This is a genomic window from Polyangium jinanense (assembly GCF_028435365.1).
Window position 1 is genome coordinate 22,729 of record NZ_JAGTJJ010000057.1, and the last position, 18,060, is coordinate 40,788.

At 66.7% G+C, this 18,060-nt stretch carries 7 protein-coding genes; 5 read left to right on the top strand and 2 right to left on the bottom strand.

The genetic code is table 11. The annotated features are described in order from the left end of the window. Positions 1-33 precede the first annotated feature (33 nt). From KEG57_RS45130 to KEG57_RS45150, 5 genes are all read left to right on the top strand, one after another. Entirely contained in the window at positions 34-1,002 is a 969-nt protein-coding gene (locus tag KEG57_RS45130; RefSeq protein ID WP_272459681.1) for a serine O-acetyltransferase, read from the top strand. Positions 1,003-1,077: 75 nt separating this feature from the next. Beyond that, complete coding sequence (locus KEG57_RS45135) at positions 1,078-3,300, top strand: molybdopterin-containing oxidoreductase family protein (protein WP_272427270.1); 2,223 nt, start codon at positions 1,078-1,080, stop codon at positions 3,298-3,300. After that, positions 3,297-4,193: a DUF1295 domain-containing protein gene (locus tag KEG57_RS45140; protein WP_272427272.1), complete on the top strand. Its 897-nt coding sequence runs from the start codon at positions 3,297-3,299 to the stop codon at positions 4,191-4,193. Before KEG57_RS45135 ends, KEG57_RS45140 begins: the two co-directional genes overlap by 4 nt. Positions 4,194-4,201: 8 nt before the next feature. Then, complete coding sequence (locus KEG57_RS45145) at positions 4,202-5,161, top strand: glucose 1-dehydrogenase (protein WP_272427274.1); 960 nt, start codon at positions 4,202-4,204, stop codon at positions 5,159-5,161. Between the two features lie 62 nt (positions 5,162-5,223). Beyond that, positions 5,224-6,378, top strand: a complete 1,155-nt coding sequence (locus tag KEG57_RS45150) for a PAS domain S-box protein (RefSeq protein ID WP_272427275.1) — start codon at positions 5,224-5,226, stop codon at positions 6,376-6,378. Here the strand turns inward: KEG57_RS45150 and KEG57_RS45155 are convergent. Continuing rightward, complete coding sequence (locus KEG57_RS45155; RefSeq protein ID WP_272427276.1) at positions 6,375-12,044, bottom strand: sensor histidine kinase; 5,670 nt, start codon at positions 12,042-12,044, stop codon at positions 6,375-6,377. The genes KEG57_RS45150 and KEG57_RS45155 overlap by 4 nt on opposite strands. Before the next feature lie 234 nt (positions 12,045-12,278). Then, complete coding sequence (locus KEG57_RS45160; RefSeq protein WP_272427277.1) at positions 12,279-17,993, bottom strand: sensor histidine kinase; 5,715 nt, start codon at positions 17,991-17,993, stop codon at positions 12,279-12,281. Positions 17,994-18,060 lie beyond the last annotated feature (67 nt).

Below are 18,060 nucleotides of genomic sequence, written 5' to 3' on the forward strand. Positions count from 1 at the left end.
CTCGGCTCGCCGCGCAGAGCCCCCGAATGGTGAATGATGGGCGATCCGGAAAACGGCCTCGGCAAAGTCGTGGACGGGCTGATCGCGAGCTACGAGCGCGATCGGCGTGGCCACTACATCGGCAAGAAATTCCTGCCCTCCCGCGAGGAGATCTTCGAGATCATCGAGCTGCTCTTCCAGGTCTTCTACCCCGGCTATTACGGGCGTCAGGACCTCACGGAGGGCAACGTTCGGTACCACGTCGTCACGATCGTCTCGACGCTGCGCGAGAAGCTCGCGACGCAAATCGAGAAATGCCTCTGCTGGGCTGGCGAGTCGGAGCGCGACGGCACGGAGGACAAAGAGGTCGGCGGCTGTGCCGAGTACGGCCGGCACATCGCGTGCCGGCTGCTCAGCCGCCTGCCGGAGATCCGCGACACGCTGCTGCTCGACGCGCAGGCGGCGTACGACGGGGATCCGGCGGCGGGCAGCCTCGACGAGGTGATCCTCTCCTACCCGGGCATGCTCGCGATCACGGTGCATCGCGTGGCGCACGAGCTCTATGTACTCGGCGTGCCGCTCATGCCGCGCATCATGAGCGAGTGGGCCCATTCGCAGAGCGGCGCGGACATCCACCCAGGCGCGACCGTCGGCGAGAGCTTCTTCATCGATCACGCGACGGGCGTCGTCATCGGCGAGACGAGCCACATCGGCGGTCACGTAAAAGTCTACCAGGGCGTGACGCTCGGCGCGATGTCGCACCCGAAGGACGAGCGAGGCCGCGTCATTCGCAACACGAAGCGCCACCCGACGGTCGAGGACTCCGTCACGCTCTACGCGAACGCGACGGTGCTCGGCGGCCAGACCGTGGTGGGGCAAGGCAGCGTCGTCGGCGGCTCGGTCTTCCTCACGCGGGGAATCCCGAAGCGCTCGCGCGTCGCGGTGAAGCCCCCGGAGACCCGCGTCATCGCCGCGGGTAGCCAGCCGGGGGACGACGAGTATCCGGCCGATTTCGAGATCTGAAGCCTGCTGACCCCTGGTCACTTGCCAGCGATATGACTATAGGAGGCTCGCGCCGGCTCGCGCCGGCGCGTCCTTATGGTCGATACACACCACACCTTTTGCCGCATCTGCGAGGCCCTCTGCGGCCTCGAGGCCGACGTCGAGGGCGGGCGCGTCATCGCGCTCCGGCCCGACGCGCGGCACGTCGCCACCGAGGGCTTTGCTTGCCCCAAGGGCCTCAAGCAGCACCGCATGTACGCCTCGCCCGACCGCGTGCGGAGCCCGCTCGCGCGCCGGGGCGAGCGCTTCGAGCCCGCGTCCTGGGACGCGGCCCTCGAAGACATCGGCGCGCGCGTGCGCAGGATCCACGACGAACACGGCCCCGACGCGATCGCCATGTACGTCGGCACGGCCGCGGGTTTCTCCGTGCTGCACCCCGTCTTCGCGCAGGGCTTCATGCAGGGGCTCGGATCGCGCAGCATGTATGCCTCGGCGACGCAAGATTGCAGCAACAAATTCGCGGTTTCGCGCGAGATGTACGGATTCCCGTTCACGCTCTCGTTTCCTGATCTCGATCGGACGAAGTGCCTCATCGTCGTGGGGGCGAACCCGGTCGTATCGAAATGGAGCTTCCTCCAGGTCCCGAACCCGGCGCGGGCGCTGAAGGACATCGAGGCGCGCGGCGGAAAGCTCTTCGTCGTCGATCCACGCCGCACCGAGAGCGCCAAGGTCGCGGGCGAGCACGTCTTCATCCGGCCCGATACGGACGTCTGGTTCTTCCTCTCGTTCTTGCGCGAGCTCGCGGCCGTGGGCGGGATCGATCACGAGCGCGCGGCGCGCTTCATGAAAGGGCTCGACGAGGTCCTCGCCGTCGCAGAGCCCTGGACGCCCGAGCGCACGGCGCGCGTCACGGGGATCACGCCGGACGTGCTCCGCGCGATGGTGCGCGCGTATCGGGACGCGGGGCGCGCGGCCATCTACGTATCGACGGGCGTCAACATGGGCCGGAATGGCTCGCTCGCGTTCTGGCTCGCCGAGTGCATCAATGCCGCTTCGGGGAATCTCGATCGCGAGGGCGGGACGCTCGTCGGCCGGGGAATCTTCGATTTCGCCGCGTTCGGCCGGCGCACGGGCACGCTGCTCCGCGAAGACCGATCCCGCATCGGCGATTTCCGCTCCGTGAACGACGCATTCCCGGGCGGCCTGCTCGCCGACGAGATCCTCACGGACGGGCCGGGCAAGATCCGCGCGCTCTTCGTGACCGGAGGAAACCCGCTCATCACGATGCCGGGCGCGGGGAGGCTGCGGCGCGCATTCGAAAAGCTCGATCTGCTCGTCACGATCGATCTCTTCGTGAACGAGACTGGCTCGCTCGCGCACTGGGTCCTGCCCGCGACGTCGCCGCTCGAGCGGGCCGATTTGCCCTTCATTTTCCCGCTCCTCCTGGGCCTGCAGCGCCGGCCTTACCTCCAGGCGACCCGGCCCGTCGTGACGCAGGACGGCAATCAGCGCGACGAGGCCACGATGTACCTCGATCTTTGTCGCGCCGCGGGCAAACCAATCTTCGGCTCGGCCATCGCCCAGCGCGCCCTGGAGATGCTCACGGCGGCGCGGGGGTGGCTCCATCCGGACGAACCCCGCTCGATCCCGCAGGAGCTCTTGCTCTCCGCGATGCTGCTCGCGACCGGGAACGGGACCTTCGGCCGCCTCGCCGAGCAAACGCACGGGCGCCTTCGCCCGCCGCACCGCGGAGGCGATTTCCTCGGCAAGCGCGTGATCACGAAGGACGGCAAGGTGAATCTCGCGCCGGAGGTGCTGCTCACGGCCGCCAAAAAGCTCGAGTCCGATTACGAGGCGGAGATCGCCCGCGCGGGCAAGCTGAAGCTCGTCACGCGGCGGCGGGTCACGACGCACAATTCGTGGACCCACAACCTCGAAGATTTCGCCGAGCCGGACGGAGGGACGAACCACCTGTACGTGCATCCCGAGGACGCCAAACGAATCGGCCTCTCGGACGGTGATTTCGCGGATGTCTCAACGGACGTGGCCACGGTGCGCGTGCCCGTGCGCCTGCTCGCCGACCTCATGCCGGGGACCGTGGCATTGCCACACGGCTGGGGTCATCAGCACGCGGTGGGCCTCTCCGTCGCGCAAAAGACGCGGGGCGTGAACGTCAACCTGCTCGCTGCCGATGGGCCGGAACGGCTCGAACGGGTCTCGGGCATGGCACACCTCACGGGGTTCGTCGTGGACGTGGTCCCGGCGCGCGGGCCCAAAGACGACCGGAGCTGGTCGGGTTTGTCGGAGGAAACGACATGAGCAAAGCCGGGAATCGTGCCCGGGATTTCGGGATCGTGACGCTCGCGTATGTCGCGGGCACCGTTGTCGGGTGGCTCGTATTTCGTGCACTCGCGAACGATCATTCATCGATCTTCGCGTTCGCCGCGGCGGACGCGGCGGCGACAGTGGTGGTCTTCGCCGGGAGCGTGCTTTGCAACAATTCGAGCGTGTACGATCCGTACTGGAGCGTTGCGCCGATGGTGATCGCGCCGGCGATTGCGATGTCGCCGGAGGCGGCGGATGCGCCGGTGGCGCGGCGGATTCTGGTCACGGCGCTCGTGCTCGCGTGGGGCGCGCGGCTCACGTCGAACTGGGCGCGCGGCTGGCATGGGCTCGGGCACGAGGATTTTCGATACGTGGATCTGCGCCGGTCGATGGGGCGCGCCTACTGGCTGATCAGCTTCCTCGGCCTCCATTTCATGCCGACGGTCTGCGTCTTCCTCGGCTGTTTGTCCCTCTTCCCGGCCCTCGCCACGGGCACGCGGCCGCTCTCTTGGCTCGACGGGGCCGCGTTCGTGGTGACGGCGGGCGCGATTGCATTGGAGACACGCGCCGACGCGGAGCTCCGCGCATTCCGGATCCATAATGACGTGCCGGGGAAGATCCTCGATACCGGCGTGTGGGCATACTCTCGCCACCCGAATTACCTTGGCGAGGTCACGTTCTGGTGGGGGCTTTTCCTGTTCGCCCTCGCCTCGGATCCGGGCGTCCGGTATCCGCTCGTCGGGCCCGCGTGGATCACCTGCCTCTTCGTCTTCATCAGCATTCCGCTGATGGATAAACGATCGGTCGCGCGCAGGCCCGGCTATGCCGATCACATGAACCGCGTGCCGGCGCTCTTCCCGCGCCTGCCGAGGAAGGCCAAGGGGTAGACGAGTCCATGATCCTCGATGTTTTCCGGATGAACGACAAGGTCGCGATCGTCACGGGCGCGAGCCGCGGGATCGGTCGTGGATCGGCGATTGCGCTGGCGGAGGCAGGGGCCGACGTGGTGCTCGCCGCGCGGCGCGCGGACGTGCTGGAGGAGGCCGCGAAGGAGGTCCGCGCGCGCGGGCGGCGCGCGCTCGTGGTGCCGACGGATGTGACCGCGGGCGCGGAGCTCGACCGGCTGCTCGCGCGCACGCTCGAGGAATTCGGCCGGCTCGATGTGCTCGTCAACAACGCGGGCGGCTATCCGCCGAGGATCGCGGTCGCGCTGTCGGACGAGGAAATGCTGGAGTCGTACCAATTCAACGTCGTCTCGGCGCTGCACCTCTCCCGGAGCGCCGCGCCACACCTCGCGCGGACGCGAGGCGCCATCGTCAATATCTCGTCGGCGATGAGCCACTGCGTGGACACGGGCTTCGTCGCCTACGGGGCCGCGAAGGCCGCGCTGAACCACATGACCCGCCTGCTCGCCCATGAATGGGCGCCGCGGGTGCGCGTCAACGCGCTGGCCGTGGGCGCGACGATGACGGACGCGCTCGAAGCGTTCGTTGGAGCCGGCGACATGCTGGACAAGATGACGGCGAAGACGCCCATGGGCCGCCTCGCCACGCCGGAGGACATCGCGGCCTCCGTTCTTTTCCTGGCCTCGCCGGCGTCGTCGTGGATCACGGGGAAGATCCTGGAGGTCGACGGCGGCGCGACCGCGAGTACGTGGCCCTACCCGATGCCGGGGGGGCTCGAAGACATTTCGCAGCAAAAAGCGAGCAAGCGGCCGGGGCTTTCAAACAAGCCCCGGTTGAGCGAGATTCGGAATCGAAACGCATACGCGCCCGGAGCGTCAATTAAATTACGCGTGTTCTGCGACACGAATGGCGTAGGTGGAGCCTTGCGGTGCCGCAGGCCCTCGGTGTAACGTGCCCTGGCCGCCTGGATTCGGAAAACGCGAGCGGCGCACGAACCACCATGCCGGACGCCGTGGAACCCCTGCTTGCGCACGAGATCCTGGATACCTCGCCGACGTTCGTGGTCGGTATCGATGACAGCGGCCGCACAATATACATGAATGGCACGATGCTCGGCGCGCTCGGGTATACGCGCGAAGAGGTCATCGGCCAGGATTATGCGACGATGTTCGTCCCCGTGCGGGATCACGAGATGCTCCGGCGGGTGTTCGGGGAGCTCGTGTCGTCGCGCGGCACGACGTACAATGAAAACCGGGTGCTCACCCGGAGCGGTCGGGAGCTGCTCGTCGAGTGGCATGGAAGGCCCGTCTACGACGACGACGGCGGGTTCAAGTATTTCTACGGCGTCGGCGTCGACGTCACGGGACAAAAACGCATCCGCGAGGCGCTCTACCGCTCGCAGCAGCGGCTCGCGCTGCACTTCCAGCAGGCGCCGCTCGGCATGATCGAGTGGGACACCGATTTCCGCGTCGTGGACTGGAACCCGGCGGCGGAATTGATTTTCGGCTGGCTGCGCGAGGAGGCCGTGGGCCATCACGGCCAGGATCTCATGGTGCCCCCGGAGGTCCGACCCTACGTGGCCGACGTCTGGGAGCAAATCAAGCAGGCCAAGGGGCCGGTGCGCGCCCGCAATCAGAACATCACCAAGGACGGCCGGAGCATCACGTGCGAGTGGGCGAATACGTCGCTCGTCGACGAGGAAGGCCAGATCGTGGGCGTCGCGTCGCTCGTGACCGACGTGACCGAGCGCGTGAAGGAAGAGGAGGAGATGCGCGAGCGCGAGCGCGCGCAGGCCGCCACCATCGAAGAGCTCTCGGCGCCGGTCCTCGATCTGTGGAAGGGCGTGCTCGCGATGCCCGTCGTCGGTTCCATCGACGGCGCGCGCGCGACGCGGATGACGGAGAGCCTGCTCGAAGCAATCGTGCGGTGCAGCGCACGATTCGCGATCCTCGATTTGACCGGGGCGTCGACGATGGACGCTTCGATTGCGTCGCACCTTGGCGACATGATTCGCGCGACCGGCCTCATCGGCAGCGAATGCCTTGTGTCGGGCCTTGGGCCCGGAATGGCGCGCACGCTGGTCGAGCTCGACGTGCCGCTCGCCGTCAAGACGTTCGGCTCGCTGCAGGCGGCGCTCCGCCACGCGATTCGTGCGTCGCGGGTTTAGCAGACTGTCGAGAGGCGGCCGACACGAGGAAGCTCGAGCGTGAACGATGAGCCGACCCCCGGCTCGCTCTGGACACGGAGCGTGCCTCCGTGCGCTTCCGCGATCCGGCGGCTGATGTACAGGCCAAGCCCGAGGCCGCCATAATTCTCGGAGGCGGCGCGCTCGAAGCGATCGAAGATGCGCTCCTGCCGCGCCGGGTCGATGCCGATGCCGTGATCATGGACCACGATCCGCGCGATCCCTTCGTTCTCGCCGTAAAAAACCTCGATGGGCTTGCCGGCCCCGAACTTGGCCGCATTCGAGAGGAGGTTCGTCACGATCTGCTCGATGCGGTCGGGATCCCAATAACCGACGACGTGCTCACCGTCCTGGATGTCGACCGTGCACCGTGCTTGCGAGAGCTCCGGCTTGAGCTGGTCGATCGCATTGCGGATGAGGGTCGCGAGGTCGACCTCCTCGCGCTCGAGCGGGAGCCGGCCCGCGTGGAGCTGCGAGACGTCCACGAGGGCCTTGTTCAGCCGGGCCAGGCGCGTCCCTTGACGCAGCGCCCGCTCGACCATCTTGCACATCGCCTGCGTGTCGGCCGGCCAGCCGGACCGGATGGCCCGGTCGATGGATTGCAGCGTGAGCCGGAGCGACGTCACCGGCGTATTGAGCTCGTGCGAGGCCACGGTGAGGAATTCGTCCCGCACGCGCACGGCCTCTTGCGTCTTGCGATAGAGGCGCGCGTTGTCGATCGCGACCGCGGCGCGGCGCGCGACCTCTTCGACCAGCACGAGGTCGGCGCGCCCATAACGGCGCTCCGGCGCGGCGGAAACGACGCTCAGCACCCCGAGGGTTTGTCCATGCGACACGAGCGGCACGATCATGGAGCTCTGCGCACCGAGCGCGTGGCTGAGCCTCAGGTGCTCGTCGTCGACGACGAGCTTTCCAATGACTTCCTCGGAGAGCTCGGGAATCAGGATCGGCTGGCCCGTCCGCAAGACCCTGGAGGCCGCGTGGGGTGAATTCCAGCGAGGAGGATACCGCCGCTGGAGCTCTTCGAGCAGCGGCGCCTTCATGGGGTCCTTGTGTGCACCGGCGATGCGCCGGATCTCCCCGCCTTTGACGACGTCGATCACGCACCAGTCGGAGATCGATTCCACGCACAGTCGCGCGAGGCGCCCGAGTGTCTCCGTGTAATCGAGCGATTCCGAAAGGAGCGCCCCCGCCTCGGCGATGAACATGGCCCGGCGCTCCGCTGCCTCGGCTGCCGCCCGCGCCGCCTGCTCCTTGCCGAGGAGCTGCGCCTTCTCCAGGGAAATCGCTGCCTGCGTCGCGAGGAGCGAAAGGGCGACGAGGCGATCGGGCGTGAAGGCGCCGGCGAGGAGGTTGTTCTCCAGATAGAGCAGGCCGACCACCTCGGCCTGCCGGAGGATGGGCATGCAGAGGACCGACTTGGGTCGACGCCGCGCGAAGTGTTCGTCACCGGAAAACTTGCCCGCGTCCGCAGCGGCATTGCCCAGAATGACGCGCTCCTTCGTCCGATGGACGTAATGGACGACCGATACGGGGATGCGCTGCGAGGAATCGACCGGCAAGGGCCCGAGGGTGCACGTCGCCGCGCCTCGCTCTTCGAGGGCGGCCTCCGCTTCGATCGAGAGGCTGCCGCTCTGAGAAAGGACGAGGCAAGCTCTCTGGGCGCCGCCCTGCTCGAGGACGACCGTGAGCAACGTGCGTACCAGTTTGTCGAATGTGATCTCGCTCGAGATGGTCTGCGAGGCCTTGGTCACCGAGAGCAGGTCGAGCTGTTCGGGCCGGACCACGAAGGTGGCGGTCGGCGCGAGGGCTCTCGGTTCGAGCAGGTGGGGCGCCTGCTGGTCGATCCGCGCGACCTTACCGTCAGCGCCCCAGCGAAGATAGCGAGCGCGCGCCTCGCGCAGGTACGTGTCGGCGATCAGCTCGTAGCCGCGCCCGCGGTAGAAGCGCGCGGCCGTCTCGTAGGCGATTGCCTCGTTCTGAACGAAGCCGTTGTCGCGAGCGGAGCGGATTGCTCGCTCGTATTGCTGCGCTGCTTTGTCCCATTCGCCGTCGATGCGCGCGATCTCGGCCGCCACCAGCGCCGCGCGGTTCTCGAAGTTCTCGGGGCAGTTGTCCGCCCATACCTCTAGCTTTTTATGGTGGGCAACGAGCGCCTCCCGATGTAGAGCCCGCTCTTGGGCAGAGGGCGCGTCGTCGTGTGCCGCCAGCGCGAGCGCGCCATAAAAATGGTACTCGGCCACCTCGAGCTGTGAAGGCACCGTCCACAAAAGCGGCTCGACCTTCGATGCCGCCGTGATGGCCGAAGCGTGATCGCCAGCGAAGAAGCGGGCTTGCAGCTTGCGGGTCCAATACGAGCACGACGCGAATGACAGGCGCGGATCACCCTCCAGGTGCCGCTCGAATCGGCCCTCGTCGAACGTCGCGTCGTTGAAGGAGGCGAGATCCGGCGTCAACCCCCGGAGCGTTCGGATGAGCCCGAGCTGTCCCATGATAGTATCGACGATGAGACCGAACTTCGCCCTTCGCACGAACTCGAGCCCGTTCTCGGCCTCCTGCTGCACGTCCCCCAGGGGATCTCCGACGGCGAGGAGGTCCGTGATCAAGGTGGTGTAGCAGTAGGCCGCAAAGGTGATATCGCCGGCTTCCTGCGCCGCGTCGAAGGCTTGCCGCACCCCCTCGCGGCCGGTGCGTACATGCCTCGTCCAAGGATTGACGGAGTGCCAGAAGCCCAGGTAGACGCGCGCCTTGAACCGGTCCAACCCGCGCGTCTCCACGAGATCGAAGCCGAGCTTGCCGAACCGGAACGCGGCCCGATAGTCGCCGAAACGTGGCCCCAGGATCATGCCCAGCCAGACATACGCGTAACAGGATGCGTCGCTGTTGCCGTGCTCGAGGCTGAGATTCCCCATGCGACCGATGATGAGGCAGAGCAAATTCTGGTCGCTGAACATGGCTGGCGGCAGGCACTCCATGAGGACGGTCATGGTCGCGCGAAACGCCGGATCGGTCAGCGGGGGCAGATCGATCAGCTCCTCGATGGCGCGGCTCCCGAGCTTTTGCCACAGCCGCTCGTATTCCTGCCGTACCTCGTCCTCCGCTGGGCGCGGTGACCACTCGACGCCGACGCGCCGGAGGTATTCCAGGCAGACCTCGATGGTGCGGTCGGTCCTATCCAGGGTCAGGTAAAGGGCCATGCGGGCGCATGCGACCGCGGCGCTGTTGACGAGGTTTCCAGCGCGGCGTGAGAGCGTCGAGAGCCGCTCCTCCGCCTCCGTCATGTAGCCCGTCAGAAATTCGCATTCGGCTCGGTGAAATTCGAGCGCGAAGGTGAGCTCGTACCGCCGCTCCCACCTGTCTTCTTCCAGGAGCGCGGAGCCTGCAGCGAGATACTTCAGCGACGAGGCGTAGGCGGTCGACCCCTTGGCACGCTTGCTCGCGACGAGGTTGAGCTCGGCGACTCGCTCTCGCTCGCCCCGCGTCGTGATCAGCGTGGCGCCGCGATTGAGCTGGTTGACGATCTCGAAGATGTTCTCCTCGAGCTCCTCGGGCGGCGTACGCGCCGAGAGCAGCCTGCCGATCTCGAGATGCACCGCCGCCCGCTCGCTTTCGGGGATGAGCGAATAGGCCGCCTCCTGGATGCGGTCGTGGGGAAACTTGTACGTGTCGGCCATGCGGAGGATGAGCCCCGCACGGACGGCCTCCCAGAGATCCGCATGAGACGCCTCCTCCGAGCGGCCGCTGACCGTCGCGAGGACGGTGACCTCGGCGGTGTTGCCCAGACAGGCGAGCGTTTGCACCGCTTCCTGGGTGCTTTCGGGAAGCCGCGCGAGCTTCCCGACGACCAGGTCGACCACATTGCCGGTGAAGCCCTTTTCGCGGGCCTTCGCCACGTCCCACCGAAAGGCCCCCGCGTGCGCATCGAACTCGATCAGACGCTCTTCATGGAGAGCGGCGAGGAACTGGAGCGCGAAGAAGGGGTTGCCGGCCGTCTTCTCGTGGACGAGCTCTGCGAGCGGCACCGCGTCCTCGCGGCGACAATGGAGCGCATCGCTGACGAGCGCGACGACGTGCTCCCCGGAAAGCGGACCGAGCACGATGTCCGAGACGCGCGCGCCCTCCTTCCGTATCTTGTCGAGCGCCAGCATGAGCGGGTGCGTGGGGCTCACCTCGTTGTCTCGGTACGCGCCGACGACGAGGAGATCGCGCGTCTCGGGATATGTCACCAGATCCTGAAGAAGCCCAAGGCTCGCCGAATCGGCCCATTGCAGGTCGTCGAGGAAGAGCGCGAGCGGGTGCTCCTTCTGGGCAAACACCCCGATGAAGTGCCGGAACACCATGCGGAACCGGTTCTGCGCTTCCATGGGCGGCAGCTCGGGCGCCGGCGGCTGCCAGCCGATGACGAGCTCGACCTCTCGGATCACGTCCACGATGATCTGTGCGTTGATCGCGAGGGCACCCAAGAGCCTCTCCTTCCACTTCGCAATCCGGTCCTCGCTCTCGGCGAGGATCGCGAGCACGAGCTCCCGGAAGGCCTGGACGAGCGTGGAATAGGGGACGTCGCGTTTGTATTGATCGAACTTCCCCGAGGCGAAGAAGCCGCGCTCGCGGATGACGGGCTTGTCGAGCTCCTGGACCAGCGCCGACTTTCCGATGCCGGAATAGCCCGACACCAGGACGAGCTCGGGGACTGCCGTACCGACCACCCGCTCGAACGCGGAGAGCAGCGCGGCGATCTCCTCCTCGCGGCCGTAGAGCTTCTGGGGGATCTCCAGCCGACCCGAGACGTCGTTCTCGGCCAGAGGAAACGGCTCGAGCCTGCCTTTGGCGCGCCATTGGGCCAAGGCTAGATCGAGGTCGTATTGCAGGCCCCGCGCGGTCTGATAGCGATCTTCCGCCATCTTGCAGAGGAGCTTCACGACGAGCGCGGAGAGGACCTCGGGCAATCCCGGCACGAGCGCAGACGGCGGCTGCGGGACACGGGCGACATGGCAATGCACCCATTCGAGCGGGTCCTCAGCCTCGAAGGGCAGGCGCCCGGTGAGCATTTCGTAGAACGTCACGCCCAGGGCATAGAGGTCGGCGCGGCTGTCGATCGCCCGATTCATCCGTCCCGTTTGCTCCGGCGCGAGGTACGGCAGGGAGCCCTCGATGAGGTTCGGGCGGAGGGCTGCCTGGCGCTCGCGGGATGGGCATACCGCGAGCCCGAAATCGGCGAGCTTGACCTGGCCGGTGGACACGTTGACGAGAATGTTCTGGGGTTTCAGATCTTTATGGATGATGCCACGCCGGTGGAGCGCCCCGACGGCCGCCGCGATACGAACCGCGAGGTCGAGGAACCGCTCGATGGGCAAGGGCGCGCCGAGGAAGTGGTCGAGCGACTGACCGCCGAAATCCTCCAGCACGAGCGCCGGCATTCCCTCGTGCGTCTCGAGGGAGAGCGGCTTGACGATCGCCGGTAAGTCGAGTTGCCTGCCAATCTCGTATTCACGCTTCAAGCGCTCGAGATCGCGCGGGCGGCTGCACCTCGGGTCGAGCACCTTCAGGATGACGGGGAGATGATCGGCCGTCCGGACCCCGCGGAGCAAAACGGTGCCTCCGCCCTCGTGCAATGTGTCGGTGATCGCAAACGGGGACGCGTCCTTCATGGGAAAGCTCGCCGACCGGAGCGGGCGCCAGGCAAGAGGCGCACGGGGACGATGCCCAGCCATGAGGGCCATCAACAGCCCCCTGAACCCCCATAGCATGTAACGCGCCCTTCCGGAGCGCCTCTTTGCGAGGGACAGACCCTTGCGCGGCCGGTGGTGTCGCCCCCAACGAGAGGGCGAGCCACGGCATATGACCTCGCTCACCAGCTTGGATGTGATCCGCGCGTCGCGGGCTCAGCAGGCTGTCGAGAGGTGGCCGGCACACGGAAGCTCGAGAGTGAACGACGAGCCGACCCCCGGCTCGCTCTGAACACGGAGCGCGCCTCCGTGCGCTTCCGCGATCCGGCGGCTGATGTACAGGCCAAGCCCGAGGCCGCCGTAATTCTCGGAGGCGGCGCGCTCGAATCGCTCGAAGATACGCTCCTGCCGCGCCGGGTCGATACCGATTCCATGGTCTTTGACCACGATGCGCGCGATCCCTTGCTCCTCGCCGTAGAAAATTTCGATGGGCTTACCGGCTCCGAATTTGATCGCATTCGAGAGGAGGTTCGTCAGGATCTGCTCGATGCGGTCGGGATCCCAACGACCGACGACGTGGTGGTCGTATTGGATGTGGACCGAGCACCGCGCTTGCGAAAGCTCCGGCTTGAGCTGGTCGAGCACATTGCGGAGGAGCGTCGCGAGGTCGACGTCCTCGCGCTCGAGCGGGAGCCGGCCTCCGTGGAGCTGCGAGACGTCCACGAGGGCCTTGTTCAGCCGGGCCAGGCGCGTCCCCTGACGCAGCGCCCGCTCGACCAGCTTGCTCATCACCTGCGTATCGCCCGATCGACCGGACCGGATGGCCCGATCCATCGATTGCAGCGTGAGCCGGAGCGACGTCACCGGCGTATTGAGCTCGTGCGAAGCCACGGTGAGGAATTCGTCCCGCACGCGGACGGCCTCCTGCGTCTTGCGGTAGAGGCGCGCGTTGTCGATCGCGACCGCGGCGCGGCGCGCGACATCTTCGACCAGCGCGAGATCGGCGCGCCCGTAGCGGCGCTCCGGCGTGGCGGAGACGACGCTCAGCACCCCGAGGGTTTGTCCGTGCGCCGCGAGCGGCACGACAATGGAGCTCTGCGCGCCGAGCTCGCGGCTGAGCTTCCTGTGCTCCTCGTTGACGACGAACTTCCCAATGACCTCCTCGGTGAGATCGGGAATCAGGATCGGCTCGCCCGTCTGCAAGACCTTGGAGGCCGGGTGAGGTGAATTCGTGCGAGGAGGATACCACCGCTGGAGCTGCTCGAGCAACGGCTCCTTCGCGGGGTCCTTGTGGGCGCCGCAGATGCGCCGGATCTCGCCACCTTCCACGATGTCGATCACGCACCAGTCGGAAATGGATCGCACGGATAGCCGCGCGAGGCGCGCCAGCGTCTCCTTGTAATCGAGCGACTCCGAAAGGAGCGCCCCCGCCTCGGCGATGAACGTGGCCCGGCGCTCCGCCGCCTCGGCCGCCGCGCGCGCCACCTCGGCCGCTGCCCGCGCCGCCTCGGCCGCCGCGCGTGCTGCCTGCTCCTTGCCGAGGAGCTGCGCCTTCTCCAGGGATATCGCCGCCTGCGTGGCGAGGAGCGAAAGGGCGACGAGCCGATCGGGCGTGAACGCGCCGGCGAGGAGGTTGTTCTCCAGATAGAGCAGACCGACCACCTCGGTCTGCCGGAGAATGGGCAAGCACAGGAGGGACCTCGGCTTCACGCGGGCGATGTAGGGCTCCGAGGCGTATTTCGCCGCCTCGGCCGCGTCCTCGAGGATCACGCGCTCCTTCGTCCGCATGGCGTAGTTGACGATCGAGACGGGCACGAGCGACGACGAGAGCGGCTGCGATTCCAGGAGCTTCGTCGCCACGCCGCTTCCCTCGAGGGATGCCTCCGCCTCGATCGAAGAGCAACCATCCCGGCAGAGGATCAGGCAGCCTCGTTGCGCTCCGCCCTGCTCGAGCACGACCGTGAGCAGCGTGCGCAAAAGCTTGTCGAAGGTGATCTCGCCCGAGATGGTCTGCGAGGCCTTGGTCACCGATAGCAGGTCGAACTGCTCGGACCGGACCCCGAAGGTGGTGGTGGGCGCGAGCGACCTCGACTCGAGGAGGCGGGGATGCTGCTGGTCAATCTGTCTCACCTTGCCATCAGCGCCCCAGCGGGCGTAGCAGGCGCGCGCCTCGCGGAGGCACGTATCGGCGAACAGGGCGAATCCACGCGCCCGGTAGAACCGAGACGCGAGCTCGTAGGCGAGCGCTTCGATATGAACGAAGCCATTCTCGCGCGCCGAGCGGGTGGCCTCTTCATAGAGACGCTCGGCGTCGAGCTCTCGGCCCTCGATGCGAGCCACCTCGGCCGACACGAGAGCGTAGCGGTTCAGATAGTTCTCGGGACAGTTGTCCGCCCAGAGCTTGAGCTTCTGCAGCCCCCGTTCGAGGGTGCGCGCGAACTCCCGCTGCTGCGCGGCAGGCGCCTGCGGATAGAGCGCGGTCAACGTGAGCGCATGGTAGAAGTGATGCGTGGCCTCGATGGGCTGCGCCATGACCGCCCCCAGCATCGTCGCCGCTCGGGCCGCAGCATCGAGCGCCTCGCGATACCGTCCGTCGTTAAACGCGGCAACGTGCTTCATGACATGGTAGAAGGCAATCCCGCAGCCGAATGTCGCCCCCGTGATCACGGCCAGACTTTCAGCTTCGTCGCAAGCTCGATCGTCGAGGTTTGCCGGCTCCAGCGTCGGTCCTTGCAGGCTCGCCACGAACTGCCGTTCGAGCTGGATCGTATGAAATACCGTATCGTTGTGGCTCTCTCTGGCGAACGCGAGGTATTTCTGCGCCACGCGGAGGACTTCGTCGAGCGGGCTGCCGGTCTCCAGAACCAGCCATACCGTCAGAACGGTTACGAGGCCGGCAAAAACGAGATCGCCGACCTCCAAGCAGGCGAGGAATGCCTGCTCCATGATCGGAACGCTGGTCGCAATGGGCCTCCGCCAGGAGTGGATGTGGCCGCCATGCATGAAGAGCAGCCTGCCCTTGAGCTTGGCGTCGTTGAGCTTCTCGTTCAGCCGCAGCGACATCTCGGAGAACTCGTAGGCGGACGGTATGTCGCCGAAGACCGACGCCAACATGATGCCGTAGGCGCAGTAGGCGAAGCAGGTTTCCTCGGCGTTCCCGTACCGCAGGGAGAAGCTCAACGCTTTGACGACGCCGAGCGCGAACATCTCCGGTCGCGCGTTGTACGCGCAGGGGATCGAGTCGACGAGCACGCCGATGATCGCCCTCCCATCGGGGTCGCTCACCACCGGCGCGTCGAGGAGGTCGGCGATCCGGAGGCCGCGCAGGCTGGCCGAAATGCCCCGGTTCTCGGCTTCGACTGCGGCCTTTATCTCCTCGTCCGACGCGGGCAATGTCACGCAGAAGAGCCGCAGGGCTTCCTGTGCGACCGTCACCCCGTCGGCATATCGCCCCGAGACCTGGTACAGCCTGATACGCAGCCGGTAGACCCTGGCTCGGTCGGGATTGGAGCGGGCGTTCTGGAATATCAGGTCGAATAGCTCATCGGCCCGCTGGAAGTTGCCGACGAGGTACTCGCATTCGGACCGCTCCATGTAGAGGGCGAACGTTTCTTCGTACTGCGTGCGCCAGGCGTCCGCGGCCAAAAGCGCCGTCGCTTGGGCCAGATAGCTCTGCGCCGACGCGTACGCAATCGAGGCCTTCGCCCTTCTTCCCGCCTGGAAGTCGAGCCGGCAGAGCGTCTCCTTTTCGCGTGGATCGGTGATGAGCGCGACGCCATGGTTGAGCTGGTTCGCGACATCGAAGACCCGCTCCGCGATCACCTCTTCTGGCAACTTCGCCAAAAGGAGCCGGCCGATCCGCAGGTGCACCTCGGCCCGCTGCTCCTCGGGGATGAGCGAATAGGCCGCTTCCTGGACACGGTCGTGGAGAAACTTGTATACGTCGTCCAGGCGGAGGACGAACCCGGCGCGAACGGCCTCCCAGAGGCTCGCGTGCGTGTCCTCCACCGATCCGCCGCGAGCCATCGTCAGGATGGCGGCCTCCGCAGTGTTTCCCAGACAAGCGAGGTGTTTCAGCGCTTCCTGGGTGCTTGCCGGAAGCCGCACGAGCTTCCCGATCATCAGGTCGACCACGTTGTCGGTGAAGCCCTTTTCGCGGATCTTGGCCACGTCCCATTGCCAGATCCCCGCGCGCCCATCGAACTCGATCAGGCGCTCTTCGTGAAGCGCCGTGAGGAACTGGATCGCGAAGAAGGGATTGCCAGCCGTCTTCTCGTGAACGAGGTCCGCGAGTGGCCTTACGCCCTCGCGAGGGCAATGAAGCGCATCGCTGACGAACATGGCGAGGTGCTCGCGGGAAAGCGGGCCGAGCACGATATCCGAGACGCGCACGCCCTCCTTCCGCACCTTGTCGAGCATCAGCATGAGCGGGTGCGAGGGGCTCACCTCGTTGTCTCGACATGCACCGATCACGAGGAGATGGCACGTCTTTCCGTGCGTCAGCAGATCCTGAAGGAGTCCGAGGCTCGCCGAATCGGCCCACTGGAGATCGTCGAGGAAAAGCGCGAGGGGATGCTCCTTCCGGGCGAACACCCCGATGAAGTGCCGGAACACGATGCGGAACCGGTTCTGCGCCTCGGCCGGGGGCAGCTCGGCGACCGGCGGTTGCGGGCCGATGGCGAGCTCGACCTGCGGGATCACGTCCACGATGAGCTGTCCGTTGATCCCGAGCGCGCCGAGCAGCCGCTGCCTCCAGGCGGCGATCCGCTCCTCGCTCTCCGTGAGGATTTCGAGCACGAGGTCCCGGAAGGCCTGGACGATCGTGGAGTAGGGGATACCGCGCTTGTATTGATCGAACTTCCCTGCGATGAAGAAGCCTCGCTCGCGCACGATCGGCTTCTGCAGCTCGTTCACGAGCGCCGACTTGCCGATGCCGGAATAACCCGAGACCAGGACGAGCTCGGGGGATCCCGTATCGAGCACGCGCTCGGGCGCGGAGAGCAGCGCCGCGATCTCGCCCTCGCGACCATAGAGCTTCTGGGGGATCTGGAGGCGATCCGGAATGTCGTGCTCGGCCAGGGGGAACGGTTCCAGCCGGCCCTCGGCTCGCCACTGGCCCCGGCACTGCGCGAGGTCGTTCAGCAGGCCGCGAGCGGTCTGGTAGCGATCCTCGGCCATCTTGGCCAGGAGCTTCAGGACGATCGCGGAGAGGATCTCGGGTAGCTCCGAGACGAACGTGGAGGGCGACGGCGGGGCACGGGCGACGTGGCAATGCACCCATTCGAGCGGATCGTGCGCCTCGAAGGGCAGCCGCCCGGTGAGCATCTCGTAAAAGGTCACGCCGAGGGCATAGAGGTCGGCGCGGCTGTCGATCGACCGGTTCATCCGCCCCGTCTGCTCCGGAGAGAGGTAGGGCAGCGAGCCCTCGACGAGGCGCGGGCTCTTGGAGGCCTTGTGCTCGCGGGGGAGGCTGGACGCGCACCCGAAGTCGGCGAGCTTCACCTGGCCGGTGGCCGCGTTGAGGAGGATGTTCTGGGGTTTGAGATCTTTATGGATGATGTCGCGCTGGTGGAGCTCCGCCACGGCCGCCGTGATACGAACCGCGAGGTCGAGGAACCGCTCGGTGGGCAAGGGCGCGCCGAGGAAGTGGTCGAGCGACTGACCACCGAAATCCTCCATCACGAGCGCCGGCATTCCCTCGTGCGTGTCGAGGGCGATCGGCTTGACGATGGCCTGCGCGTCGAGTCGCCCGAGGATCTCGTATTCGCGCTTCAAACGCTCGAGACCGCGCGGGTGGCTGCGCCTCGGGTCCAGCACCTTCAGGATCACCGGGAGGTGATCGGCCGTCCGGACCCCGCGGAGCAGAAGGGTCTCTCTCCCCTCGTGAAGCGTTTCGAGGATGGCGAACGGGGGTACGTCCTTCATCGGCATGGGAAGAGCTCGCCGCCAGGAGCGGGCGCCCGGGAAGGGGCACGCGGGAAGAGGCCCAGCCGCGACA

Excerpts from the sequence above, each read along its gene's own strand:
- KEG57_RS45160 (WP_272427277.1), bottom strand. The coding sequence starts at position 17,993 with ATGCCGATGAAGGACGTACCCCCGTTCGCCATCCTCGAAACGCTTCAC.
- KEG57_RS45155 (WP_272427276.1), bottom strand. The coding sequence starts at position 12,044 with ATGAAGGACGCGTCCCCGTTTGCGATCACCGACACATTGCACGAGGGC.
- KEG57_RS45130 (WP_272459681.1), top strand. The coding sequence starts at position 34 with ATGATGGGCGATCCGGAAAACGGCCTCGGCAAAGTCGTGGACGGGCTG.
- KEG57_RS45140 (WP_272427272.1), top strand. The coding sequence starts at position 3,297 with ATGAGCAAAGCCGGGAATCGTGCCCGGGATTTCGGGATCGTGACGCTC.
- KEG57_RS45135 (WP_272427270.1), top strand. The coding sequence starts at position 1,078 with ATGGTCGATACACACCACACCTTTTGCCGCATCTGCGAGGCCCTCTGC.
- KEG57_RS45145 (WP_272427274.1), top strand. The coding sequence starts at position 4,202 with ATGATCCTCGATGTTTTCCGGATGAACGACAAGGTCGCGATCGTCACG.